The following is a 24,389-nucleotide window of genomic DNA, read 5'->3' as shown; positions in this document are numbered from 1 at the left end:
CCGTTCGGTCGGCTCAGAAAACAGCATTTACTAAATTGGTAAATTCCTGTTGACGCCAGCGTCGACAAAATTTACCATTTTGGTAATTCCAAGGGGGAATCGCCAATGGCTTTAGCAGCGATACAAGAACAAGGGCTGCTGGAATTGTTTGAAGATGGAACCACCAAGCACATCGGCAAACAATATCATAAAAATGCACTTATGATCCTGGACCATCTGGATAGCATCTCGGACCTGAAAGATTGCCACGGAGTAAAAAACTTTCACTCCCTGAAAGGAAATCGAAAAGGCCAGTATTCCATGCACGTGTCTGGAAACTGGTGCATAACCTTCACTTGGGATGGCCATGATGTAACCGTCCTGACATTCGAGGATTATCACTAATGAGCAATGGTATTCCGCTTCGTCGTAACAGGCGCCCGACCGCCCCGGGTTTGATTCTGCGCGAACATTATCTGTTGCCGCGCGAAATCACGCAGAAAGTACTCGCGCGGGATTTGGGCATCAGCGAAAAACATTTGAGCCAGGTTATCAATGGTCACGTCCGGCTTGATAGTGAGCTTGCGGTAAAACTCGCCAAAACCCTGGAAACCACAACAGAATTTTGGATCAATTTACAGGCCCGTATTGATGCCTGGGATGCCGAGCGCGCAGTTGAGAACTGGCAACCAGCCCATGTTTACCCCGCCAAACTGGCGATGGCTTGATCTCACGACCTTCGTGACAACCTATATGCTACCCAGAACAAAAGGCTTAGAGGAAAACCTCTAAGCCTTTGATTTTGTTGGCGATCCCTGCTGGACTCGAACCAGCAACCTACAGATTAGAAGTCTGTTGCTCTATCCAGTTGAGCTAAGGGACCGCAGAGGCCGAAAGGGCCTTTTGAAGACGCATTATCCAGACTTGATAACGTCATCACATACGGGTTTACAGCAAAACGGGGCGTTAGCCGCCCCGTGACCCGGTTTGACACACAAACCAGTAAAACTGATCAGACAACACGCTTGAACGCGAAATTGTCGGCATAGGACTTGATTTGCATCTTGCGCGACTTCGGCTGTTCGATTTCGGCAATCAGGTTATGCTTTGCCGCGAAAGCCTGCGCTTCTTCCAGAGTTTCAAATTCCATACGGACCTGCCCCCGGGTATCGGTCGAACCGATCCATCCCATCAATTGATCCGCCTTTTTCCGGTCCTGCGGTTCAAATTCCATGACCCAATGCTTGGTTCCGGCACGACCGGACTGCATGGCATTTTTCGCGGGCTTGAAAACACGAACCTTCATCGGCACCCTCGTCAGATTGATCAACCGGCTGAATAACGACGTCACATAATCCAGTTTACACCCCTATGGGCGACTTGAACATGCAAACACCCGTTTAGGGATGAAAATGGTCGGGAAGGCGGGATTCGAACCCACGGCCCCCTGCTCCCAAAGCAGGTACGCTACCAGACTGCGCCACTTCCCGACACGGGGAGGGATTTAGCACCTTAATCTGTTCGCGGCAAGACCGCTTTGATGCTTTTTATCACCTTTTTTACAACAACATGCCGTTTTGGCGATTTTGGCAAAAACCCGCCTGCATACTCCTGCTGTTTTTACTTCCGCCAAAACAGATCACGCCCCTAGCGCGGCAGGCCTTCCACGGTATCGCCGACCTTGAAATCAAACTTCTCGGCCAGTCCGCCATTCAGCTCCAGCACAAAGCGCACCGGGCGCGGCGAGGAAATAATCGCCTCGGATTTTGGTACCGTGCGCGGCGCAATCCCGACAATTTTGCCATCCTGATCGATAAACAGCATATCAAGCGAGATGAAGGTGTTTTTCATCCACATCGACACATCGCGTGACTGACCAAAATCAAACAGCATCCCGTTTTCATCGGCCATCTGGGTGCGAAACATCAAACCGCGTGCCCGTTCTTCGGGGCTAAACGCCAGTTCAACATTGAAAACCTGCCCATCGACCAAAAGACGCGATCGCTCAAACCCAGTGGCCTTTGCATTCAGGCCAGCCATAACCGCCGCACTGACACAGAAAAAAACAAACACCATTTGAACGAAAGACTTCATACCCCATACCCTTTTAGAAACTGCACATGACCCCGGACTTCCGCCCGGATTTCCCCACCCCGCCAGTCATCGGCAAGGGTTGTTAACAAGTTGGTCGCCGGCTCTCTGCCAAGACGATGCGACCATTTTATGTCACGCAGTATCTCTTCTGCCGATTCCGGTAATTTTTCCGGAATTTCATTTTTATTCAGCATTGCCCATATCCCGGCCCAGCATCGGGCCACCCCATAGGGGTTATAACCACCGCCTCCCAAAACCATCAGGCGCGGGGCCATTCCAACAAATTCTTTCACCACCTCCCAGACAGACCCATTGCCCAGCATTTGCCGCGACTGGGGATCTTCTGCCAGGGTGTCGCAGCCACATTGCATGACCACTGCCTGCGGTTTGAACCCGGCTGCCAGCGGCAACAGATATTCAAACAAGACAAAGCGCATTTCATCGTCATTCATACCGGCTGGCACCGGCAAATTGCGCGCCATACCACCGGCAATATCCGTAATGTCGCCAGTTCGCGGCCACAAATCAGCCTGATGAACCGAAACCGTCAAAACCCGTTCATCATCCTTAAAGGCAAGCTGCACCCCGTCGCCATGATGCGCATCAATGTCCACATATAAAATGCGGTCCAACCCGCCATCAAGCAGCGCCAAAATACCCAGCACCGGATCGTTGAAATAACAAAACCCCGATGCCTCGGCCGCGCGCCCGTGATGCGTACCCCCTGCCGGATGATGAATAATGCCACCATCCTGCAAAAGTTCCGCTGCCAGAATAGATGATCCTGCCGCTGTCGCCGGACGGCGGAAAACTTCCGGATAAATCGGATTTCCGTTTTTGCCCAGCTTGTAACGCTGCATCATCTCTTCGGGCAGGGACTGGTCCCGTTCGGCCTGCATCACAGCGGCAATGTAATCGGGCGTATGAAAACGCGCCAATTGCGCCGGTGTTGCAAGCGGCCCGACACTGTAATTTTCCCCGTCCACCCAGCCCAGGGCATGAACCAGATCCACCACCAGCGACACCCGGGGAATACCCAAAGGATGATGGGGGCCATAAGATGAACCGCGATAAATTTCGGCGGCAATCATACGCGGCGCATGCAGCATAAAATTTCAGAACACCAAGGCATGAATAACGGCGGAAAAGCACAGAAAACCAGCACAGGGCCAAGTCCCCCGCCTTTGAATGCTTCCAGTGTTAGGGTTTGCAGAAGCGCACCTGAATTTCAAGGGTTATTACGTAAAACAGCCCAAAATATTCTCGCAATTGCAATATTTCAAAATCCGAAGCATATCGAACCGCTGTTCCCGCCTTCAAGGCGGTTACGTCACAAGATGGCGGAGGGTTGTGATCAAAAAATCCATCCCGCTTCGCACACGCGGCGCATGGCGCAAATCGGCATGGACCAGCATCCATATCTCGCGAGCGGGAAAATCCTCCTGTCCTTTCAATTTCCGTAATTGCGGGTCCGCATCGCCCAGATAACAGGGCAGTAACGCCACCCCCACCCCGGCCCGTGCACAGGCTGCCTGCACATCCATATCGTTGGATCGCACAACAACCGGCCGCCCCGCCCGCCGGTCTTCCAGCCAGCGATATTGCGGAATATCGGCACTGCTGTCATCCCAACTGATCAGGTCCCAATCGACCTCGGCTTTTTGGTAATCGGCTGCCCCGTAAAAAGCCATCGGCATATCGGCCAGTTTACGGGTAATGACGCTGGATTTGCGCGGGCGCGACAGACGAATGGCAATATCGGCCTGACGGCGGTTAAGGTCGGCTGATTGGGTTTGCCCCTGCAAAATCACCTCGACCTCCGGGTGTTGCTGGCGAAACCCGTGCAAACCCGGCGCAATCACATGCCGGGCCAGGGATGGCGGCGCACTGATGCAAAGCGGCACCGAAACACCTGTCATCGCGCCTGCCGCCGCCCGCTCCACGGCGAACATGGCGTCAAGGGCGCCCTGCCCGCGCCCCGCCAGCAATTGTCCTTCCTCGGTCAACATAACGGCCTTTGGCAAACGGTCAATCAAACGCAGGCCGGTATCGGCCTCCAAGGCCGCCACACGACGGGCCACGGTGCTGTGATCAACCCCCAGCCTGCGGGCCGCACCCGAGAAACTGCCCGTTTCGGCAAGGGTTAAAAAATAACGGAAATCTTCCCAGTTCATTTGCGCAATATCACCCATCTACCATGCAGATATATGCAATTTCCCCCATGATCAATACACCGTAATCCTGAAGCTGTCACAACATTCAGGAGACAGAGATGAGCCGCATCATTCACATGGACCACACCGGCGACGCATCGGTTTTATACCCGACCGGGATTGACCTGCCAGCGCCACAGGCCAACGAAGTCTGCATCAAGCAAAGCCTGATTGGCGTTAATTACGTTGACGTTTATTTTCGCAAGGGCCTGTATCCCATGCCCAACCTGCCCGGCTGCATCGGTGTGGAGGCCGTGGGAACGGTTTGTGCCATTGGCAGGGATGTTACGGGTTTTGAAATTGGCGACCGGGTGGGCTATGCCGGGTTCCCGGTTGGCAGTTATTGTGCGATGCGCAATGTTGCGGCCAACCGCCTGATAAAGCTGCCAGACGACCTTGCCGATGAACACATTGCCGGGTCGCTGCTGCGCGGTTTGACGGCCTGTTTTCTGCTGGTGCATGTATGCAAGGCACAGGCCGGGCAAAGCATGCTGGTTCACGCCGCAGCAGGTGGATTAGGCCAGGTGCTGGTACATTGGGCAAAACAATTGGGCATCACCACCTTTGGCACGGTCAGCACCCCGGAAAAAGCCAGGATCGCGCAAAAGCAGGGCCTGGACCATGCCATATTCTACAAGGACCAGGATTTTGAAAGCGCGATCAAGGATCTGACAGATGGTCAGGGCGTTGATTTCGCCATTGATGGTATTGGCGGCGAAACCCTGAGCAAGAGTATCCGCACCACCAAACCCTTTGGCACAACTGTCAATATTGGCCAGGTGGGTGGACAATTACCGTTGCTGGATGTCAACACGCTGGCAAACCGGTTTTTAATTCGCGCCAGCGTCCTCGCCTTCATCAATAATGTTCAGGATTATCAAAAATCGGCACAGGCATGGTTTGATATTTTACGCCACGCATCCTTTCCAGCCGCGCATGTTTACGATTTTGCCAACGCATCCCAGGCCCATCAGGACATGGAAGCCGGGGCCACAAGCGGCGCGGTTTACCTGAAAGTCGATCCATAAGTTCGCCTCCGCGAAAATCAGGGCGATGACACCCCGGCCAATCGGGATCAAACGAAAAAGAATGATCTCAAAACTTGACGCCGGGGTTTCATCTGCGCATAGTCGGGTCATCTCCAGGGGGGCCCGTCGTAAACGGGCTGAGAGGTTCGGTGTTGCCGGACGACCCTTTGAACCTGAACCGGTTAAGACCGGCGTAGGAAGGATCGTATGACAGATACCGATACAAAACCGCCCCTTACCGGGCATTTACAGGCTTCCTCCGGTCAAAACCGAACATCATTTGATGTTCACTTGCGCCATGCCTGTGTTGAATTCAATAGCACCCGTCTGTTCCATAACCTGTCGCTTGATCTGGGCGCGGGCAGCTTTACCTGTTTGCTGGGGCCATCCGGCGTGGGCAAAAGCACCCTTTTGCGTTTTCTCGCCGGGCTGGTGGGCCATGATGCCGCCAGCGGCACCGTTACGTGTAGCGATGGCAAAGCCCTGAACGACCGGGTCGCCTATATGGCACAACAGGATTTATTACTGCCGTGGCGGTCCGTGCGGGAAAATGTGGTGCTGGGCGCGGTATTACGCGGCGAAAAACCAGACCTTGCCCGGGCCGATCATTTGATAGCCGAGGTTGGCCTGCAAAAGGCCAGGCATATGCGCCCGGCGGAACTGTCTGGCGGAATGAAACAGCGCGCCGCCCTGGCCCGCACCCTGATGGAAGACCGGCCCGTTGTACTGATGGACGAGCCATTTTCCGCCCTTGATCCGCTCAACCGCATGCGCATTCAGGATCTGGCAGCCCGGGTTTTGCACGGCAAAACCGTTTTGCTGGTCACACATGACCCGCTCGAAGCCCTTCGGGTGGGTCACAAGGTGATGGTGTTGCAGGGCAGCCCGGCAACCCTGTCCGATGCTGTTATTCCCGACGGTCACATTCCGCGCGATATCACCGACCCGGTTATCCTGCGCCATCAGGCTGAATTGTTGCAGCAATTGGGGGCCTTGTCGTCACAAGGCGACCGCTCGGACCTGGAGGAGGCATCGCAATGAGCATGACCAGATCCGTCAAATCGGTCAAATCCCCCACATCAACCACCCCGGTCACGCCCGCCCGCGCCGCCACCCCGCTGGCAGACCGCAAGCTGCTGAAACTCGCGCGGCCCTTTATCATCATCATCGCCCTGATCGTCACCTGGCAAATTGTCGTCAGCGTCACGGGCGCACCCAAATATATGCTGCCCGCCCCCTATGATGTGTGGCTGGCACTGGTTCAACGCCATGCGGTGCTGCTGGATCACGCGGGCTATACCATTGCCGAAACCGTGATTGGCCTGTTTGCCGGGGCGGCCCTGGGGGCGCTGGCCGCCATGCCAATGGCATTGTTCAGCCCGATACGGTTTTGGCTGATGCCGATCCTGCTGGTATCACAGGCCATTCCGTTTTTTGCCATTGCCCCCTTGCTGGTGCTGTGGCTGGGTTTTGGCATGGCATCAAAAATTGCCATGGCCGCCCTGATCATTTTCTTCCCCGTCACGGTCGCCTTTTTTGACGGCCTGTCGCGCACCGAACCGGGCTGGCTGGATTTGGCCCGCACAATGGGCACCAACCGCTGGCGGATGCTCACCCATATTCGTTTGCCTGCCGCCCTGCCCGCTTTTGCATCGGGCTTTCGCGTGGCAACGGCCGTTTCGCCAATCGGGGCGATTATTGGCGAATGGGTCGGCTCCAGCAAGGGGCTGGGCTATTTGATGCTGCACGCCAATGCGCGGGTGCAAATCGATATGGTTTTTGCCTGCCTGCTGATCCTGTGTGCCTTTTCCATCACGCAATATTTCATTGTCGACCGGCTGTTACGCCAGCTTCTGCCCTGGCAGCCCGACAGCCTGGCAAAACACGACTGACCGCCAGCCAGCATCACCATCGCCGGGGACAGACCTGCATCGCCCCGGCGCACACGCTCTTCATCCTTCACGCCTGCAAATGGGAAATCTGCTCATGTCTCGCCTGAAAAACCTGTTCTCCGCTGCAACAATTGGCACGGCCCTTTGCCTTGCCAGCCTGCCTGCACATGCCAATGAAAAACTGAGCATCCTGCTTGACTGGTTTGTCAACCCGGACCATGCACCGCTGGTGGTGGCCAAGGAAAAAGGCTTTTTTGCCAAGCATGGTCTGGATGTGGAACTGGTTGAACCCGCCGACCCATCCGCCCCACCGCGCCTGGTTGCTGCCGGTCAGGGCGATGTTGCGGTGAATTATCAGCCCCAGCTTCATGTCCAGGTGGCACAGGGCCTGCCGCTCACGCGCATTGGCACATTGGTGGCAACCCCGCTTAATGCGCTGGTGGTGTTAAAGGACGGGCCGATCAAGGAAATTGCCGATCTCAAGGGCAAAAAAATCGGCTATTCGCTGGCCGGGTTTGAAGATGCGGTTTTGGGCACCATGCTCAAAAGTCACGGGGTGGATATAAAATCTGTCGAACTGGTCAATGTGAATTTCTCGCTCTCCCCCTCGCTTTATTCAGGGCAGGTGGATGCCGTTATTGGCGCCTATCGCAATTTCGAGCTCAACCAGATGGAAATCGAAGGCAAACCGGGCAAGGCATTTTATGTCGAGGAAGAAGGTGTGCCGCCCTATGACGAGCTGATCCTGACCGTGCGCAAGGACAAAGCCCATGATCCGCGCATGAAAAAGATGCTTGAGGCGCTTGAAGAAGCCACGCAATACCTCGTCAACCACCCCGATGAGAGCTGGAAAGCCTTTATTGCGGCCTACCCCAACCTGGATGACGAATTAAACAAACGCGCCTGGAACGATACACTGACCCGCTTTGCCTTGCGCCCGGCCGCCGTGGACAAGGCACGTTATACCCGTTTTGCCAAATATCTGCAGGATACCGGCATTATTGACCATGAACCCGATGTGGACAGCTATGTCGATGTGATTGAATAACTCCTGCGCTGACCAAAAGCGTCTTTTACAAAGACGGACAATTTACGGACGCGGCCTTCGGGTTGCGTCCGTTTTGTTTTCTATAATACCAGAAAAATGATTTACCCTGCCCAAATGGCAACTTGCGCGACTTTATATCTGCCACACATAGTAAAAGAACAAAAATCATAAGGTAAAATCTGTGAATTCCTCGTCACCTCCGCCCCATCACACCGATAACGGGTTTGAAAACCGTTATCCCCTGCCCGAAGGCAAAAAATCGTTTTTCCGGTTTTTACGTCGCCGTTTCTTTGGCAAGGAAAGCTGGCCCAAGGCGAAACACCAAACCGGCAAAACCCCAGTCACCCCTCCGGACCTTGATGCCATTCACAGCCCGAACCCGGAAATCGCCCAGATCACCTGGATCGGCCATGCCTCGACTCTCGTGCAGTATCAGGGCATCAATATTCTGACCGACCCGGTTTTTTCCGACCGGGCGTCGCCTTTTAAAAATTTCGGCCCCAAACGCTATTCCCCGCCCGGCCTTACAATTGATCAACTTCCAAAAATCGACATGGTCCTGCTATCGCATAACCATTATGATCATTGCGACCTTGAATCTTTACGCCAAATTGGCAACGAGCCGACCTATATCGTCCCGCTGAAAAACGCGAGCCTTTTAAAAGAAGCCGGAATTGAAAGCTGCCTGGAAATGGACTGGGACCAATATGCCGAAGTTAACGGTATTAAGATAATTCATACCCCGTCCCATCACTGGTCCAGCCGCAAGATGAGTGATCGCAAGGAAATGTTGTGGGGTGGCTATGCCCTGACCTTTGCCAATGGCTTCAAATTCTATTTTGTCGGTGATAGCGGCTGGCACGAAAGACTTTTTACCGAAATGGGGGCAAAATATGGCCCGTTTGACCTCGGACTAATCCCGATTGGGGCCTACGAACCCCGCGATTTTATGAAAGCCGCCCATGTAAACCCCGAAGAAGCCGTTTTGATCAAGCAGACCATGCAGGTCAAACAGGCCATCGCCATTCATTGGGGCACATTTGTACTGACATCCGAACCGGTCGATGAACCGCCGGTACGGCTGCATAGCGCAATGGTGCAGGCCGGTGAAAATCCGGCAGATTTTCTTGCTCTGCCTGTAGGCGGCACCCATCAGCATCATCATATTCCCGATCAAAAAACAGAAAGACAACCTGCATAATCATTTTCTTTCTGTGAAATTGTCGCAATTATTCAACAAACATTAAAAAAGAAACAAAGGATAAACAGCGTGAGCATCGTCATATTTTTGGCCGTCATTGGCGCCGCACTGATGCACGCGCTCTGGAATGCCCTGATCAAGGGCGGACAGGACAAAATGCTGAACATGACCGCCGTAATTTTTGGTCATGCCCCCCTGTTGCTGGTGTTGCTGCCCTTTACAAGCCTGCCCGCGCCTGAAAGCTGGCCTTATCTGATAGGGTCGGTCATGTTGCATCTGGGTTATCAGTGGTTTTTGATCGCGTCCTACCGGTTTGGCGACCTAAGCCAGGTTTACCCGATTGCGCGTGGTTCGGCCCCGCTGATTGTTGCCGCCATATCGGTGCTGTTTTTGGGGGTTGTGCTATCCCCCATTGAAAGCAGCGCCATTTTATTGATTGGGTGCGGCATTATCAGCCTGTGCCTGGTGCGCAAAGCCGACGGGTTACGCAATGCCCGCGCGGCACTTCTGGCCCTGATTACCGGCTGTTTTATCAGCGCCTATTCACTAACCGATGGCACCGGTGCGCGCCTGGCGGGCAATGTGCTGGATTATTATGCCTGGCATACCCTTGGCAATATTGTGGTGTTTGGCCTTTATGCCCATATGCGCCGCCCCGACATCCTGCGTGACATTGCACGCACCGGCAAACGGGCCTTTTTTATCGGCGGCAGTGCGTCCTTTATCGCCTATTCCACTGTCATGTGGGCCTTTACCCAGGCACCCATTGCACTTGTGGTTGCCCTGCGCGAAACCAGCATTGTTTTCGCGCTTTTAATAGGTGTTTTTTTCCTTGGCGAAAAACTTAATCTGATAAAGCTGGCATCAACAATGATGACCCTGTGTGGCGCGGTTTTATTGCGTTTTTCCCGCAATTAACGCCCAGGGAAGGCCAAACTTACAAAACGCTGTAGGGCAATCGCTTTTCCCCGGTTTCAAACCGGTTAAGGCGAAAATCATCCAGATTGATCGAGGGCGCGCCTTTTGTGATCCATTCCGACAGCACCTTGCCGACAATCGGCCCCATGGCAAAACCATGCCCCGAAAAACCGGTGGCGACAAAAAAACCCGCCGGATTTTCAAGCTGGTCAATCACCGGCACGGCATCGGGGGTAACATCAATATCCCCGGCCCATTGATCAACGATTTTGGGCGTTTCAACATCGGGAAACAGGCGTTTGAAGGCAGCAAGTGCATTGCGCACCCGTTTGGGGTTGGGCAAGGCCGTGCTTTGCCGACGCCCCATCAAGGGTTTATCGGCTGCGGGGGACCCTGGCAAATGATCGGCCAGATCATCGATAAACCGTATGCCAAAATGAAAATTGAAATTGCGCCAGTTATCCTTGTAAGCAGGCCAGAAATCGCCCGCATATTTGAACCGCGACAGGGTCAGGTCAATATCGCTATTCACATCATCGGCCAGATTAAGCGACCCGTCGGCACGCTGGCGAAACCCCACCCCCTCAATCAGGGCTGAAACAGCGGAAATAGGCGGAATGGGGCTGGTGCGAATAACCGTGCTGCGCGTTGTTTGCTGCGGCAAACGGCGACCGAATTTCGCAACAAATTTATGCGTCATCGCCCCGGCGGCACAAATGACGATGCGGGTTTTAATCAGCCCGCGCTCGCTCATCACACCGCTTACCTGCCCGGCCTCGGTTTCAATGCCAACAGCACCACATCCCTGCGCAATCACCGCGCCCAAGGCATGGGCCTTCAACGCAAAGGCCGGTGCGGCCTTTTTCGGTTCCGCCTGGCCATCATTGGCGGTAAACAGCCCGCCAACACCCGGGGCGGCCAACCCAGGCATCAATTTTTCCACTTCGGCCCGGCCCAATGTGCGTGACCCGATGTCATAAGGCTTCACATCGGCAAGCCAGCGTTCATAGGATGCCATTTCGCCATCCGTGTTGGCGACATACAAAACCCCGCCCTGCCGCCATTCAAGATCCGCGCCCAGTTCGCGTTCCAGCTCTGGCCATATCGAAATACAGGCCTTCATCAAGGGCAGTTCCACCGGGTCGCGGCCCTGCTGGCGCACAAAGCCCCAGGCCCGACCGGATTGATGCGAGGCAACAGTATCCTTTTCCAGCAACACAACCGACATGCCCGCCTTTTGCAGGTAATAGGCGCTGGCCGCGCCCTGAATCCCGCCGCCAATAATGACGACATCGGCCTGTTCTGGCATGTTTTGTGGCGACATTTGTAAAATTTCTCCGCGGGTCGGACAAAGGGGCGTTTTTTATGGTTCCCCAAAATGATAGGGCGCATTAGGGTAAGGCAATTAACCACGGCCACCATGCGCATGGAAATCAAAAAATGCCCCACAAACCCAATCGCCAGCATCCCGCAACTGTTGCGGCACAGGCGCTCGGCTGGGTGGACGACGCCACACGTTCCGTAACCCCGCCGCTTTACCCCTCGACAACGTTTGAACGCAATACCGACCTTAGCTATCACGCGGGCCGCTGTTACAGCCGGGCGGACAACCCCACCTATGACCAGGCCTGTGCGGTTTTAAACGCGCTTGAAGGCGGGGCGGACAGCCGCCTTTTTGCATCGGGCATGGCGGCCGCCGTTTGTGTATTGCAGGCATTGCAACCGGGCGACCATGTCGTGGCCCCCAGGGTGATGTATTGGGCCTTGCGCGCCTATATGCAGGATGTTGGCGTTCGGGCTGGCCTGACATTTGATTTCGTCGATAATGGCGATGCCGATGCCTGGCAGCGCCATATGCAGCCGGGCAAAACCAAACTGATCTGGCTGGAAACCCCCGCCAACCCCGACTGGCAAATTACCGACATCGCCGCCGTTGCCAGGGCCGCGCACGATATTGGCGCGGTTGTTGCCGTCGATAACACGGTGGCAACGCCGCTTTTGACCCGGCCCATCGATTTTGGGGCAGATATTGTCATGCACTCCGCCACCAAATATTTGAACGGCCATAGCGATGTTTTGGCAGGCACCCTGACTTGCGCCAAAAAAGATGCGTTTTGGGAACAGGTCTGCAAGCAGCACAAAAGTGGCGGGGCCGTATTGGGGGTGTTTGAAACCTGGCTTCTGCTGCGCGGAATGCGCACCCTGTCACTGCGGGTCGAGCGTGCATCAACCAATGCCATGACACTTGCCCGCCATTTTGAAAACCATCCCGAGATCGAACAGGTTCAATATCCCGGCCTTGAAAGCCATATCGGCCATGACATTGCCAAACGGCAAATGACCGGGGGTTTTGGTGGTATGCTGTCAATCCGGGTTAAGGGCGGGACGGAACGCGCGGTTGCCTTTCACAATGCCTGTCACCTGTTCAAACGGGCGACGTCGCTTGGCGGTGTTGAAAGCCTGATTGAACATCGCGCCTCGGTCGAGGGGCCAACAAGCCCGGTTCCGGGCGATTTGCTGCGCCTTTCAGTCGGCATTGAAAATATCGATGATTTGATTGCCGATATTGAAACCGCCCTGGCCGACACGAAATAGAAGCCTCGCAAACCTTTATCACCAACAACACCGAACAGAGACATGCCCGCAATTTGCAACAAACCACAGGCCGGAATAACCGGCTGGCCGTTTTTTGTTTGTCTGCTAAGTATGCTGTGCATCGGTGTTGTTGGGCGATCCTGGGCGGAAAGCTCCTATTTCGGGCCGATGTCACCAACCCCCGGCCTGATATTTGATGTCGCCAAAGATGAATATGTACGCCTCGAAACCCTGCAATCGGCAGCGGCGGGGGCAAAGTACATTCTGCTGGGCGAAAGTCACACCAACCTGGTCCATCATCAACGCCAGGCAGAGCTGGTGGATCTGCTATCCGGGGATGGTCTTAAACGGGCCGTTGTCTGGGAAATGATCAACCGTGACCGGCAGGACGACCTTGATGCCGCCTGGGACAACCCGGACCTTGAAATTGAAGATTTGGGGGCTGCTATCGGCTGGGAAGACAGTGGCTGGCCCTCCTGGCATGATTATTCGCCTATTGCCCAGGCCGCACGAAACCATCAATTACCCATGATTGCCGGTAACTTGCCCGATGCCCTGCTTGGCCCGATGATGAAAAAGGGCAATGCCGCCCTGCCAGCCCCCCTTGCGAAAAAACTGGCCCTGCCGCCCCTGCCCGACACGGTCAAAACCCTGTTTGACCAGGAAATTGTCGATACCCATTGCGGGATGCTAAAACCAAACCAGGCCCCGCCCTTTAGTACCATCCAGTTTGCCCGCGATGCGTCGCTGGCGCGCGCCATGTTTGATGCCACCCATATGAAAGGGATCAAAGGTGCCTTTCTGATTGCCGGGGCGATGCATGTGCGCGCCAATGTCGCGGTGCCGTGGCACTTAAAACGCTTTGATCCCAAAGGAACCAGCATCGTCATCGCCATGATCGAGGCCCCCGACCTTTCGGCCTCCAGCGCCAAACCCGGCGATTTCCTGAAAATGTTTGGCCCGGGACACAGTGTGGATTTCATCTGGTTTACATCCGGGCTGGAACAACCCGACCCGTGCGAGGGCATCAAGATGCCCCCTATGGCGCAACAGGATGACGGCGCAGATTCCGCCGCCGAAAATGCCGATACCACCCGTTCCGACGATGGCAGCGACAAACTGGCCCCCTTAACGCCCAAAAAGGCACCGCCGCAAAAGAACAACGCCCCGGCAGAGGAGGAAACGGATGCAAGCCCCCACAGCACCAAACCCGGTAACAATGCCGGTAATGAAGCTGGTGACACTGAACGGGCAGAGCCAAAAAACACACCGATAGAGAAGCCATCGCGACCGGAGTACAAGACAGAATCAAAAAACCCGGTGATAGACCCGGAACCGTCCGATAACCCGACCCGCCTGATCATCCCCATCCCGCCAGCCCAATCCAGGGATTAAAGACAACAGGCTTAAGCCGCGTTAGTTACTTAAGGCGACGTGGCCGCCAGTCGGTCGTGGCAACGGGTTTGCCCTTGTGCGAACGCATGACACGCGGGCGCACCACATCCTCGGCCTCGGGGGTTGTCGCCGATTTGCGCACGGCGGTGTAAAAACGGACCATTTCCTCAAACGAAATCAATGTTCCCGGCCCCGCCCGCCAGGCCTCCTGATAGGGGGCATGATTGCGGATCGAGGCATTGAGATGATCCACCGAATGGTGTCCGAATTGCCGCCAAACACTTTCGATAAAATGGCGGGTTTTGTCATTGATGGCCTTTAGCCGCACATCGGGGCGGGTTTCTTCCATCAGCACATAAAGGTTGGGTTCAATCGGCCCGGGTTCCTCTGCCACAAAAAGGGCGGGCATCAACATTGCCCCATGATAGGACGCACCAAAATAACCCTGCGCAAGATACAGCAACCGGTGAAGTTTTTGCGGCTGAAGATATTCGTTGTCATTAAGCGCATGGTCAATCAGGCGCAACGCTACATCATATACCGAATAAAGAACCGGTTTTTGTTTCATTCCTGTCCTGCAAACCCGCAAATATTGGTGCCGTCAGACCGGCCGCTATCATGCGCGCATGATAGCCAGCAGCCGGGCGGACAACAAGACCCATCGAAAAACCGACCGGTGACATCAGATCTGGAAATCAAGATACTGCCCGCGTTCGGGCATGCCGCCGTGGGTCACAACATTGACCATTGCATACATCGATTGCGGCGAGCGGCGCGCGCCCAAATCCAGCGGGCCTTCAAAATCGAGCAATTCATCAAAGCGCGGACCACTGACACCGGCAGGAACGCCACCCTCGCGCCTGAAATCCCCTGCCGTTTTCCGGGGACGGCCCTTATCGGCGTTTTCACCGGATTTTTCCTGATTCTGGCCGCCCCCGTGCGACGTACCGTGGCCGTTTTTTTCCTCGATAAAGGCATTAAACAGGGTGCCATCGGTATCGGGCTGATAGCCAAACCGTTCATTGGGCTGTTCAATGCCGTCACTGCGGGTGACAGAGGCAATACCGCGCGCACCCGCAGGCGCCAACCGCGTGGCATACATCGCGGCATTGGTGGCCTGTGCAGTTGGTACTTGCGGAATCATGACCCTCACCCTTGTGGAAATGGATGGATGATCATCTGATCATTTAAAATGATTATATCCTAATTTAACAGAAAAATCACCAAATTCCGCCGATTCCGCCCTGCCCCGCCTTTCAGGCACGCCAAAAGAAACTCAATCGCCTTCAAATTCGACAAGATTGAAAACCGGAATACCCGCCGCGCGGATGCGGTCTGCCCCGCCCAGATCAGGCAGATCAATGATAAAACCGCAACATACCGGAATACCGCCCGCCTTTTTTACCAGCTCAATTGCCGCGAGCGCCGTTCCGCCCGTTGCAATCAGATCATCCAGGATCAGAACGCGCTGGCCCGGTTTGATCGCATCAAGATGAATTTCAACAATGTCGGATCCATATTCAAGATCATATTCCACCGATATGGTTTTTGCCGGCAATTTGCCCTTTTTGCGTATCGGCACAAACCCGACACCCAGGGCCAGGGCCACTGCCGGACCAACAATGAAGCCCCGCGCCTCGATCCCGGCAATGACATCAATATTCTGATCCTGGAATTCACCGGCCAGGCTGTCAACAACCTCGCGCAGCCCTTCGGCATCGGCAAACAGGGTTGTGATATCACGAAACATGATCCCTTTTTTGGGATAATCGGGAATGGTGCGGATCAGCGATTTAATCGACATGAACGGTCTGGCCTCCGGCCGGAAAAGAAAACAACAAAGCCGCCCCCGATATGCTCGGATGGCGGCTTAAAATCGGGCAGCGGGGCAAAAATTGCAATGCTGCATTCGGCAAAGATGTACCCGATCCTATCAGGCGGCGTGATGGAAATCCATTTTGCGCCCGCCGACAATGGCCTGGCCGGTCACGCCGCCTTGCGCGGCAACAACAAAATCGTCGGCCAGTTTGCGGCTGATTTCGGCACGGGTGCCGCGCGGCATGCCAATATCGGCTGCGCGTCGGTTGCCCCACACCGCCCGGTACAAACGATAATCGTGGTCATTGATCTGGCCAAAAACCTTTTCGACTTCCATCAGGGTCTGAACATAGCTTTTGTTCATGGTCGCCATCCTGTAACTCGTTTTCCCGGATATGCCCGGCAAAGCGCCCGACATGGCGATGCGTTTGTTGTGTACTCGCTGGTACATCGCATCGACCCCCGCGATATAGGCCGGAAAATACGGTTTCTCAACTGCAGGACGGTGACATGTTGGCGAACATTTTGTGACGCAGGCTGCCACACCCCCGGATACATGCCAGCATATATCTGAAAATACGCCATAAATACCGGGCTTCAATACCGGCTTCCCGGGTGCAGACATATCCAAACTGCCCAACGATCCGAGATAAAAAACCACCGCCAGCTTTACAGGCGGCCTGTCAGACCGCACCCCATCCGACCGGAATGGCACAGGCCCCGGCGATGCTGTGGGTGTTAATGAATATTGTTGGAAGGATCGTCTGTTTCCGAAGCCTGGCGGTCCATCTGCTTTTGCAGGGCATCGGCATATTCGCCGTAAATGCGCCCCTCGAGCGAGAGTTCAAGAAAGCGGACATAGTCCTGCTGATTGTCAATTTTGCGACGGGCAACCGCGATAACATCAAACGGGGATTCCGCATCCAGCCCGTATTGACGGATCAGGACCAGCATCTCGGCAGTAATTTCTTCAAGTTTCTGCTGCGCCTGCGCAAAGCTAATATTCATACCAGTCCCCAACCATTCTCTGTTTGATATGTTACATCCGTCAGATGCGAAGACCCTGTATAGGGTTGCATGGTATGCCCGGCTTGCACACCAATTTCAACCGCCTCTCCGCGAATGCGGACAAATTTGCACCTGCCTTTGTCACGCACGATTCTGTCGCATAACGGCCCCGAAAGCATATAAAACATAAAAAGTGCCGCCAACCGGCGACATATTGCCGATGAAATTTGGAATATTTCTGAATATCGCTTTTGACTTGAGGCAAATCAATGTTTCCTTGGCCTAAAAGCGGGATTTTTCAGGTTGTTAATTCACATCTCGCACACCCGGATTTGTGGGAAATCCCGCTGTGCTTATTCCAGTCTTTTGACAGGCTTGAGGGAAATTTATGGCGCTTTTATCCAGTTGGAAACGGATGGGTATCCGAAAACGGTTCATGCTGGCATCTGCCGTCGGTGTCACCCTTGTCATGGTGATTGCCCTTGTCCTGATTGCCATGACCGAACGCCGTGCAATGGATGCAAAGCTGCGCCAGCTCAGTGATAACGAACTGACGTCGCTCCATGCCCTGATCGTCAATGTCATGGCGGCCAGAATTGAAGATGGCGACGATATTGGCATTCGTGTCTTCAATAACTGGTTTGACAGCCGCAACAAGGATTATCCGGGTGAATTGTGGTCGGTCTGGGCCCCGAAAACCCTGGCCTACATGAAGGAAAATGGCGACAAACCCCTGAAACTGCCGCGCGATGCCATCGACCAGGAAGCCATCGAAACGGGCAAACTTGTCGGTCGCTATACCGACGAAGGCACCTATCGCATGTCAATGCCCATCGTGCTGGGTGTGACCGAAGGTGCCAATCAGGAAGTCTGCTTTACCTGCCATAATGGCTTAATGAACGAAGAAAAAGGCGATGTTATTGCCGTTTTGTCCTCCAGCCTGTCGGTCGCACCCGAAGAACATAAAACCAACACCATTCTGGCCGGTATCGTTATTGGCGGCATTGCTGTTGCCATCCTGACCGTGTTTGGCATTCGCGCCCTGCTGTCAAACATCGTGATCACCCCGCTTTCGCAATTGGGGGGCGTGATGCGCGATCTGGCCAATGGCAGAACCGACCTGGATATTACCGGCACCCAGCGCAAGGATGAAATTGGCGCAATGGCCCGTTCGGTGGAGGTTTTCAAAACCAATGCCATCGCCAAGGAACGCATGGAAAAGGAACAACAGGCCGCCCGGGAACAGCGCGAACGCCGCATGATCCGCCTGGAATCCCTGATTGGCGATTTTGAAAAAATCATCGCAACCATCGTCGCATCGGTTTCGGAATCCGCCCATAAAATGCAAACAACCGCCCGTGAATTGGTGGGCGCTGCCGACCGTGCCAGCAAAAACGCCACCACGGTTGCCGCCGCCTCGGAAGAGGCCACAACCAATGTGCGCACGGTTTCCGGTGCGGCAGAGCATTTGACCGCATCGATCACGCAAATTGGCGAAAAAGCCCATCAATCGACCGAAATCACCGCCGAAGCCTCCCAGGAGGCGGATGTTTCCAGCCGCACCGTGGCGGGCCTGTCCGAAGCGGCAGGCAAAATCGGCGAGATTGTCAGCCTGATTAACGACATTGCCGGTCAGACCAACCTTCTGGCCCTGAATGCCACCATCGAGGCGGCCCGTGCGGGCGAAGCAGGCAAGGGTTTTGCCGTGGTCGCAGCCGAGGTCAAAAACCTGGCAAACCAGACCGCACGTGCCACCGAGGATATTTCCGAGCAGATCAACACCATTCAGAATGAAACCGGTAAAACCGTCAAATCGATCGAGGATATTTCCGACGTTATTTTGCGCATCACCGACATTACCAACACCATTTCCGAGGCCGTGCGCGAACAGGCCGATGCCACCGGCGAAATTGCCCGCAATGTGGAACAGGCCGCCATCGGCACCCAGGAAGTCACCCGCAATATTGAACGCGTCAGCCATACGGTTGCCGAAACCGACCAGTCGGCGCATTCGGTTTTGCAGGTCGCCGAAGAACTGGGCACGCTTTCGCAAAATCTGCGCGCCGAGGTAGACCGGTTCCTGGAAGGGATCCGCAAGGCCTGAATATTCCGGCCCGTACAACGGAACTGATCATTTGTGATCTTAAAAATCAGGCACTCTGTGTTCAAATTGGGACGCAGGGTGCTTTTTCCTGACTTCACAAAACGGTGCCAGGCCGCTATCAGCCTTGAACGAATGGTCTCCTCCAACCATATCAAATAGTTTCGGGGATGGTTGTTTTCCAAACAGTTCTGAACCCATCCCTTCTGGAAGCATTTTAAGCCTGGGGCTGCTCTTTGCTTAACAGTATGGCAAACGCAGTCTATGATGGATTTTTCGTGGGCGCTGCCAGTGGCAGATCCGCATTGGGGGCGGAAGTCAGGAAGATTTCTGTTTAAGGGAACGTGAAAAGCGATGTCGCTGACAACGATTTTGGGGATTCTGGCCGGTATCGGCCTGTTTGTTGCGTCGATTTATATTTCGACTGACAATTATGTCGTGTTTCTCAGCCTATCAAGCGTGTTGATGGTGCTGGGCGGAACATTCGCGGCAACCTTCATTGCCTATGAAACAAGGTATGTTTTTCAGGCGATCAAACTGATTTTTAAAATTTTTCGCGCCCCGCGCATGGGCCGCGGACAATTAACGAGCGAAGTGGGCCGTGTCGTCAAATGGGGCTATCTGATGCAGAAAAAGGGCATCAACGCCCTGGAACAGGAAATCAGCCGCCTTGACAAGGAAGAACCTTTTCTGGCCTGGGCAATGGAAATTGTCATTACCGGCTATAACGGTGATGACGTTTCGGACATGCTGTTTAATGCCATTGAAAGTTCGCATAACCGTGCCGTCATCCCGGTGGATATTTTGCGCAGCATGGCAGGGGCAGCCCCGGCCTTTGGTATGATCGGCACCCTGGTAGGGCTGGTCATCATGCTTGATAAAATGGGCGATGACCCCACCTCGCTAGGTGCCGGGCTTGCCATCGCCCTGATCACCACCCTGTATGGCATTGTTGCAGCACGGTTCTTTTTCATTCCCGCCGCCAGCAAGATCCAGCAGCGCGAAGAAATCATGAAATTTCGCAATTCTTTGATTGCCGAAGGGCTGATCATGCTGGCCGACCGCAAAGGCCCGCGCGCCATTCAGGACCGGATGAATTCGTTTCTGGACCCCGCCATCCATTTCAACATGGACAAGGCCCCTGAATAAGGCGGTTTGGTTCCTTCCGGCACACAGGAAATGCTCATGACACGGCGTCGCAGATCACCCCTCACGGAAACCAAGAAACCGGAAGAAATCAGTGAAGACTGGCTGGCCACCTATGCCGATGCCATTACACTGTTAATGGCGTTTTTCATTATGCTGGTCAGTTTTTCCAAAATCGAATTGCCGGTCTTTGAAAAAATCCAGGCCGGGATTGCGCAAAATCTTGGCAAACGCAGCGTGGTGCGCCCGACCGAAATTCTCGAAACCGACCTGAAAGACGTGGTTTTCAATCTGGCACTCGATAAATCCGTCCATGTCAGCACCGATGACGAAGGCATTTTGATGGAACTGGCGAATGGCTCGTTCTTTCAGCCCGGTTCAGCCGATTTGACCCGCGATGCGGTGCTGTTTTTAAAGGATGTTGGCGATCTGTTGAAACAGCCGCGCTATATGGGTTTCCAGATCGAGGTGAAAGGCCATACCGACGATACCCCGATCAACACCCCGCGCTTCCCATCCAACTGGGAACTGGCCGCCGGGCGCGCCATTGCCGTTGTGCGTTTCTTTGGTGCGCTGGGGGTTGACCCGCAATCGGACCGGATGCGCGCCATTTCCTATGGCGATACCATGCCCAAATTGCCCAACGAGGATGACGCGGGCAACCCTATCCCGGAAAACCAGGAAGCCAACCGGCGGGTGGAAATCCGCATATTCCCGAAATTTTCGCGCTAAACACCCCCCGCCAGGCATAACCTGCAGGGGGGTGCGCAATCAGGTCGTCCTGTTGCCGACAATTTCAACTGTCATCTCGTCGCGAGCAGCAAAAACCGATGACCATTGCGCACGCGCCTGCTGTTCAATCCCGGCCATGATTTTATCGTCATGGTCAGGGTCATGATGAAACAGCGCCAATTGGCCGACATGTGCCATCTGGCACAGGCGCACACCTTCCCGCCAGGTGGAATGCCCCCAGCCAATGCGTTTTTCAAATTCGGCATCGGTGTAGGTGGCATCATATATGACCAGATCCGCATCCGCGATCAGGTCTAAAATGGTTTGGTCGGTTTTGCCGGGTTGATGTTCGGTATCCGTCACATAACAGACCGACGCCCCCGCATACTCCACCCGATAGGCCACCGCCCCGTTGGGATGGCGCAAAGGTGCCGTGCGCACCGTTACCCCAGACACGGGATACAGAGTCGTACCGGTTTCAAAATCGCAAAAGGACAGGCGCGAGCGCATGGCCGAAAGCGGCACCGGAAAAGTCGGATTTGCCATTTGCGCGGAAAAGACCTTTTCCACCCCGCCCTGCCCGGTCAGATGCCCGGCAAAAATCTCAAAGCTGTTGCCCGGATCATAGGCCGGAACAAAAAACGGAAAGCCGTTAATATGGTCCCAATGGGTGTGGGTCAGAAAAATGGCGGCACTGGAAATACCCCGGCGCACCAGATCCCGCCCCAGATTGCGAATACCGGTACCGGCATCAAAAATCAGGACCCGGTCGCCAACCCGCATTTCAACACAACTGGTATTGCCACCATAAACAATATGGTCCGGTGACGGACAGGCAATGCTGCCCCGCACCCCCCAGAATTTGACCGTTATGGTCATCGCACGCGTTTCCCGTTCTTCTTGGCGACCCAAACCGTCGCGAGCAGCACATTCATCCTCATGCGGCATCTATCCAGCCCAAAGGACACCCCACGTCAAGCCCTGGCAACTGGTCGGCCCGCCCCCCCATTAACCGCAATTTCGACCAGACCAAACGAATTTTCATACCAAAAGACCTGCCCTGCAGGCACATCCGAAAAAGTACGCGCCCGGGTTATTTCCATATCGCCCAGGGTTAAGATCGATGCTGTTGCCCTGTCATGGCTGGCGCGCAAACCGGTCATGGCGTTGCCATATCCATCGATATAAATGACCTCGGCCAGGTCATCGGGCCAGTCCCGCGCATCGGCAAAACGGTCATCTGCGGCCAGTTCATGGCGGGCAAAACCGGTACCTGCCGCCAGCATCCCGGCCACCGGACCAAAAATATCGCGCCCGTGAAAACTGGCCGATGCGCCGTCCGGTTCCCAATCTATCTGCCACAGGCACACGTCATGGGCGCGGCGTATCAGCACTTCAAACAACCCGTTATCCGGACCGACAAAATAACTGTCATCACACCGGACAACAAGAGCGCGCCGGGCGCTGCCCACACCAGGATCAACAACACACAAACCAATATCACCGGCCCGAAATTCGCACCGCAAAGCTGCCAGTAAATAGGCCGATCGCATCGGGTCGCGGTCTGGGGCATCAAGCATCAAATTGACAACACCTTCCTTCGGCCCGGCATAGCGCATGACAGCCGCCTGCATTGCACCGCTATAGGGACCGGCAAAATGAAAATCACTAAAAATCAGAATCATGATCGTAACCTGTTTGCCTGCCAGTTTGATCCTGAATTTGGCACTGGCCTATGACAAACATCACAATGACGACGCGTCACGCGCGCGCCCCGCATCGCCCCTGGTTTGCCGTACCCGCAAGGTCATTTGACATCGCAATATTGTCCGCGACGTTTCAGATCCGCGCAAACTTTGTTGGCCTTTGCCGGGTCCAGCCCGTCAGCCAACAGACGATAAAAAGTACCTTTACCCGGCACCGAAACACGGCGAATTTCATGATCCAGCCCGGCAAGTTCATTGGCAAAACGACTGCCGAGAATAAGCCAGCCACGCTCTGCCTGGGTTTGATTGCGATAGGATGCCAAATGAATTTCGGCCCCGCCGGACTGTTTTGCCGGTTTGGCAGCGGGTGCCGATGCCACCTTTTTAACCGGGCGACTTTCCGCGTCCGTGGCCTGGGCAACCCGGCGCACCGGTTGTCCTTCCTGCGAAACCATGCTGGCATTGGCCGGTTCAATGATCGATGCCTCGATGGCATTGCGTTCTTTGGTAAATTCGCTTGGCGTGATCAGTTTTTCTTTTTGCAAATCCTCGATCCGGGCGATTTTGCGTGCCGCATCCATCAAGCCTTGCGGGGCCGGGGCGGGCGTTGCCCGTTCACGGGGTTCGGCCGGCAGCAAACCATCCAGAATTGCGGTGCGTTCATTCACATGATCCTGCACCGAAACCGCGCCCATTTGCAGCGATTTATTCAACTGTTCCAGCCGGTCCTGAATTTCACGCCCGTCTGGCGGCTCCCGGTCCAAATAGGCCGCCGGGGCCGGTGATGTCATGGGCAGCAGCGCGCCGATATTGGCCGCCCGCCGGGCAGAATATTCTTCAGGCGTAATCAGGCCCGCCTTTTGCAAATTGCGCAAAATCTCGAACCGCTTGGCAATATTGGCCTCTGCCGCCGATTTGGTTGCCGGGACGTCGGATGGCACATCCTGAACGTTATCAAACGGCGCGGACATCATTGAACCGGCATTGGCCGGTTGTGCCGCCACGCCGGTCGCCCCCGGGCCAAGCCCGACAACACCTGGAAGCCCCTGCTCCAGTCTTTCAAGGTTATATTGTGCCGCATCGTGCAAAGGGCGTAACTGGTTTGTCGTCGGCCCTGCCATCACAACCGTGCCAGGCGGGTTGGCCGCCATCACCGCACCATAATCCTGGCGGGCCTTATCGGGGCGGCCGGTATTCTGATACACAATACCGCGCCATAACAGGGCATAACCATTCAGGGGATTCCGCTGGATCGCGGCATCCAGATATTTTTCCGCAGCCGGATAATTGCCTGATACCACCTCGGACAGGCCAAGGGCGGTGTCATCCTTGCCGGCAAAGGATGTTGCCTGGTTCCAGAATTCCTGATCACCAATCGGGGCACAGGCCGCCGCAACCGAAACCAGCCCGGCGACCAGCAGCACACGCAGCCCACGACCTGCAGGAGTCACGGTTTTATTTAATACCGCGTTCATCGCACCATCCCCATTTATCGATTTGCAAAACAAGGGAGCA

The 24,389-nt window shown here is 54.9% G+C and carries 27 protein-coding genes, 2 tRNA genes and 1 riboswitch; of the genes, 14 read left to right on the top strand and 15 right to left on the bottom strand.

All coding sequences use genetic code 11. From position 1 onward, the window contains the following. The first annotated feature begins 105 nt into the window (after positions 1-105). Both TH25_RS13485 and TH25_RS13480 read left to right on the top strand, forming a co-directional pair. Positions 106-384 (top strand): type II toxin-antitoxin system RelE/ParE family toxin, encoded by a 279-nt coding sequence (locus TH25_RS13485; RefSeq protein WP_114088933.1) that lies wholly within the window; start codon positions 106-108, stop codon positions 382-384. Further along, complete coding sequence (locus TH25_RS13480; protein WP_114088932.1) at positions 384-707, top strand: HigA family addiction module antitoxin; 324 nt, start codon at positions 384-386, stop codon at positions 705-707. Before TH25_RS13485 ends, TH25_RS13480 begins: the two co-directional genes overlap by 1 nt. A gap of 78 nt (positions 708-785) precedes the next feature. Here TH25_RS13480 and TH25_RS13475 read toward each other — a convergent pair. From TH25_RS13475 to TH25_RS13450, 6 genes are all read right to left on the bottom strand, one after another. After that, positions 786-862 (bottom strand) — tRNA-Arg (locus tag TH25_RS13475). Between the two features lie 129 nt (positions 863-991). After that, positions 992-1,285 (bottom strand): ETC complex I subunit, encoded by a 294-nt coding sequence (locus TH25_RS13470; protein ID WP_114088931.1) that lies wholly within the window; start codon positions 1,283-1,285, stop codon positions 992-994. A 107-nt stretch (positions 1,286-1,392) separates the two neighbouring features. Then, positions 1,393-1,469 (bottom strand) — tRNA-Pro (locus TH25_RS13465). A gap of 157 nt (positions 1,470-1,626) precedes the next feature. Further along, positions 1,627-2,073, bottom strand: coding sequence for a DUF192 domain-containing protein (locus TH25_RS13460; protein WP_114088930.1), 447 nt, complete (start codon positions 2,071-2,073; stop codon positions 1,627-1,629). Continuing rightward, a complete protein-coding gene (locus tag TH25_RS13455) occupies positions 2,070-3,182 on the bottom strand; it encodes an acetoin utilization protein AcuC (RefSeq protein WP_114088929.1) in 1,113 nt (370 codons plus the stop codon). The genes TH25_RS13460 and TH25_RS13455 overlap by 4 nt, the downstream gene beginning before the upstream one ends. Positions 3,183-3,398: 216 nt before the next feature. After that, positions 3,399-4,265: a LysR family transcriptional regulator gene (locus tag TH25_RS13450; RefSeq protein WP_114088928.1), complete on the bottom strand. Its 867-nt coding sequence runs from the start codon at positions 4,263-4,265 to the stop codon at positions 3,399-3,401. Positions 4,266-4,345: 80 nt separating this feature from the next. Here TH25_RS13450 and TH25_RS13445 point away from each other — a divergent pair, with 80 nt between their 5' ends. The 6 genes from TH25_RS13445 (at position 4,346) to TH25_RS13420 (ending at position 10,373) form a co-directional block, all read left to right on the top strand. Further along, positions 4,346-5,314 (top strand): quinone oxidoreductase family protein, encoded by a 969-nt coding sequence (locus TH25_RS13445; RefSeq protein WP_114088927.1) that lies wholly within the window; start codon positions 4,346-4,348, stop codon positions 5,312-5,314. 105 nt (positions 5,315-5,419) lie between these two features. Further along, positions 5,420-5,531: riboswitch (TPP riboswitch) on the top strand. Beyond that, complete coding sequence (locus TH25_RS13440; RefSeq protein WP_114088926.1) at positions 5,522-6,355, top strand: ABC transporter ATP-binding protein; 834 nt, start codon at positions 5,522-5,524, stop codon at positions 6,353-6,355. (Overlaps the previous riboswitch by 10 nt.) 2 nt (positions 6,356-6,357) lie before the next feature. Beyond that, positions 6,358-7,206, top strand: coding sequence for an ABC transporter permease (locus tag TH25_RS13435; RefSeq protein ID WP_114088964.1), 849 nt, complete (start codon positions 6,358-6,360; stop codon positions 7,204-7,206). Between the two features lie 94 nt (positions 7,207-7,300). After that, the gene (locus tag TH25_RS13430) at positions 7,301-8,254 is read left to right on the top strand and encodes an ABC transporter substrate-binding protein (protein WP_114088963.1); all 954 of its coding nucleotides are present in this window, start codon (positions 7,301-7,303) and stop codon (positions 8,252-8,254) included. Between the two features lie 181 nt (positions 8,255-8,435). Beyond that, positions 8,436-9,455 carry an MBL fold metallo-hydrolase gene (locus TH25_RS13425; protein ID WP_114088925.1) on the top strand — a complete coding sequence of 340 codons (1,020 nt, stop codon included), beginning with the start codon at positions 8,436-8,438 and terminating at the stop codon, positions 9,453-9,455. Between the two features lie 69 nt (positions 9,456-9,524). After that, entirely contained in the window at positions 9,525-10,373 is an 849-nt protein-coding gene (locus tag TH25_RS13420) for an EamA family transporter (protein WP_181847607.1), read from the top strand. 19 nt (positions 10,374-10,392) lie between these two features. Here the strand turns inward: TH25_RS13420 and TH25_RS13415 are convergent, their stop codons facing one another. After that, a complete protein-coding gene (locus TH25_RS13415) occupies positions 10,393-11,697 on the bottom strand; it encodes an NAD(P)/FAD-dependent oxidoreductase (protein ID WP_114088924.1) in 1,305 nt (434 codons plus the stop codon). A gap of 116 nt (positions 11,698-11,813) precedes the next feature. On the opposite strand from TH25_RS13415, the gene TH25_RS13410 reads away from it, so the two are divergent. Both TH25_RS13410 and TH25_RS13405 read left to right on the top strand, forming a co-directional pair. Continuing rightward, positions 11,814-12,968: a trans-sulfuration enzyme family protein gene (locus TH25_RS13410; protein ID WP_114088923.1), complete on the top strand. Its 1,155-nt coding sequence runs from the start codon at positions 11,814-11,816 to the stop codon at positions 12,966-12,968. A gap of 168 nt (positions 12,969-13,136) precedes the next feature. Continuing rightward, complete coding sequence (locus TH25_RS13405) at positions 13,137-14,363, top strand: ChaN family lipoprotein (protein WP_181847605.1); 1,227 nt, start codon at positions 13,137-13,139, stop codon at positions 14,361-14,363. Between the two features lie 25 nt (positions 14,364-14,388). On the opposite strand, the gene TH25_RS13400 is transcribed toward TH25_RS13405, so the two are convergent. The 5 genes from TH25_RS13400 to TH25_RS13380 form a co-directional block, all read right to left on the bottom strand. Continuing rightward, on the bottom strand, positions 14,389-14,931 hold the full coding sequence (locus tag TH25_RS13400) for a Panacea domain-containing protein (protein WP_114088921.1): 543 nt from the start codon (positions 14,929-14,931) through the stop codon (positions 14,389-14,391). 114 nt (positions 14,932-15,045) lie between these two features. Continuing rightward, on the bottom strand, positions 15,046-15,507 hold the full coding sequence (locus TH25_RS13395; RefSeq protein ID WP_114088920.1) for a hypothetical protein: 462 nt from the start codon (positions 15,505-15,507) through the stop codon (positions 15,046-15,048). 132 nt (positions 15,508-15,639) lie between these two features. After that, positions 15,640-16,167 (bottom strand): adenine phosphoribosyltransferase, encoded by a 528-nt coding sequence (locus TH25_RS13390; RefSeq protein ID WP_114088919.1) that lies wholly within the window; start codon positions 16,165-16,167, stop codon positions 15,640-15,642. 129 nt (positions 16,168-16,296) lie between these two features. Further along, positions 16,297-16,545 (bottom strand): hypothetical protein, encoded by a 249-nt coding sequence (locus tag TH25_RS13385; RefSeq protein WP_114088918.1) that lies wholly within the window; start codon positions 16,543-16,545, stop codon positions 16,297-16,299. 374 nt (positions 16,546-16,919) lie between these two features. Next, the gene (locus tag TH25_RS13380; RefSeq protein ID WP_114088917.1) at positions 16,920-17,189 is read right to left on the bottom strand and encodes a hypothetical protein; all 270 of its coding nucleotides are present in this window, start codon (positions 17,187-17,189) and stop codon (positions 16,920-16,922) included. 388 nt (positions 17,190-17,577) lie between these two features. On the opposite strand from TH25_RS13380, the gene TH25_RS13370 reads away from it, so the two are divergent. The 3 genes from TH25_RS13370 (at position 17,578) to TH25_RS13360 (ending at position 21,168) form a co-directional block, all read left to right on the top strand. Next, on the top strand, positions 17,578-19,293 hold the full coding sequence (locus TH25_RS13370; RefSeq protein WP_258549150.1) for a methyl-accepting chemotaxis protein: 1,716 nt from the start codon (positions 17,578-17,580) through the stop codon (positions 19,291-19,293). Between the two features lie 351 nt (positions 19,294-19,644). Further along, entirely contained in the window at positions 19,645-20,439 is a 795-nt protein-coding gene (locus TH25_RS13365; protein WP_114088915.1) for a motility protein A, read from the top strand. 36 nt (positions 20,440-20,475) lie between these two features. Beyond that, positions 20,476-21,168, top strand: coding sequence for an OmpA/MotB family protein (locus tag TH25_RS13360; protein WP_114088914.1), 693 nt, complete (start codon positions 20,476-20,478; stop codon positions 21,166-21,168). A gap of 39 nt (positions 21,169-21,207) precedes the next feature. Here TH25_RS13360 and TH25_RS13355 read toward each other — a convergent pair whose 3' ends face one another. Both TH25_RS13355 and TH25_RS13350 read right to left on the bottom strand, forming a co-directional pair. Beyond that, entirely contained in the window at positions 21,208-22,047 is an 840-nt protein-coding gene (locus tag TH25_RS13355) for an MBL fold metallo-hydrolase (RefSeq protein WP_114088960.1), read from the bottom strand. Between the two features lie 95 nt (positions 22,048-22,142). Next, positions 22,143-22,853: an SAM hydrolase/SAM-dependent halogenase family protein gene (locus TH25_RS13350; RefSeq protein WP_114088913.1), complete on the bottom strand. Its 711-nt coding sequence runs from the start codon at positions 22,851-22,853 to the stop codon at positions 22,143-22,145. Between TH25_RS13350 and TH25_RS25440 the strand changes: the two genes are divergently transcribed. Next, a complete protein-coding gene (locus tag TH25_RS25440; RefSeq protein WP_258549149.1) occupies positions 22,852-22,983 on the top strand; it encodes a hypothetical protein in 132 nt (43 codons plus the stop codon). The genes TH25_RS13350 and TH25_RS25440 overlap by 2 nt on opposite strands. On the opposite strand, the gene TH25_RS13345 is transcribed toward TH25_RS25440, so the two are convergent. Continuing rightward, on the bottom strand, positions 22,976-24,349 hold the full coding sequence (locus TH25_RS13345) for a tetratricopeptide repeat protein (protein WP_114088959.1): 1,374 nt from the start codon (positions 24,347-24,349) through the stop codon (positions 22,976-22,978). The genes TH25_RS25440 and TH25_RS13345 overlap by 8 nt on opposite strands. Positions 24,350-24,389: the final 40 nt, after the last annotated feature.

The organism is Thalassospira profundimaris (genome assembly GCF_003326755.1).
Classification (GTDB): domain Bacteria; phylum Pseudomonadota; class Alphaproteobacteria; order Rhodospirillales; family Thalassospiraceae; genus Thalassospira; species Thalassospira profundimaris_B.
The sequence above is the reverse complement of the archived record's forward strand: the minus strand, read 5'-3'. Positions and strand labels throughout refer to the sequence as shown.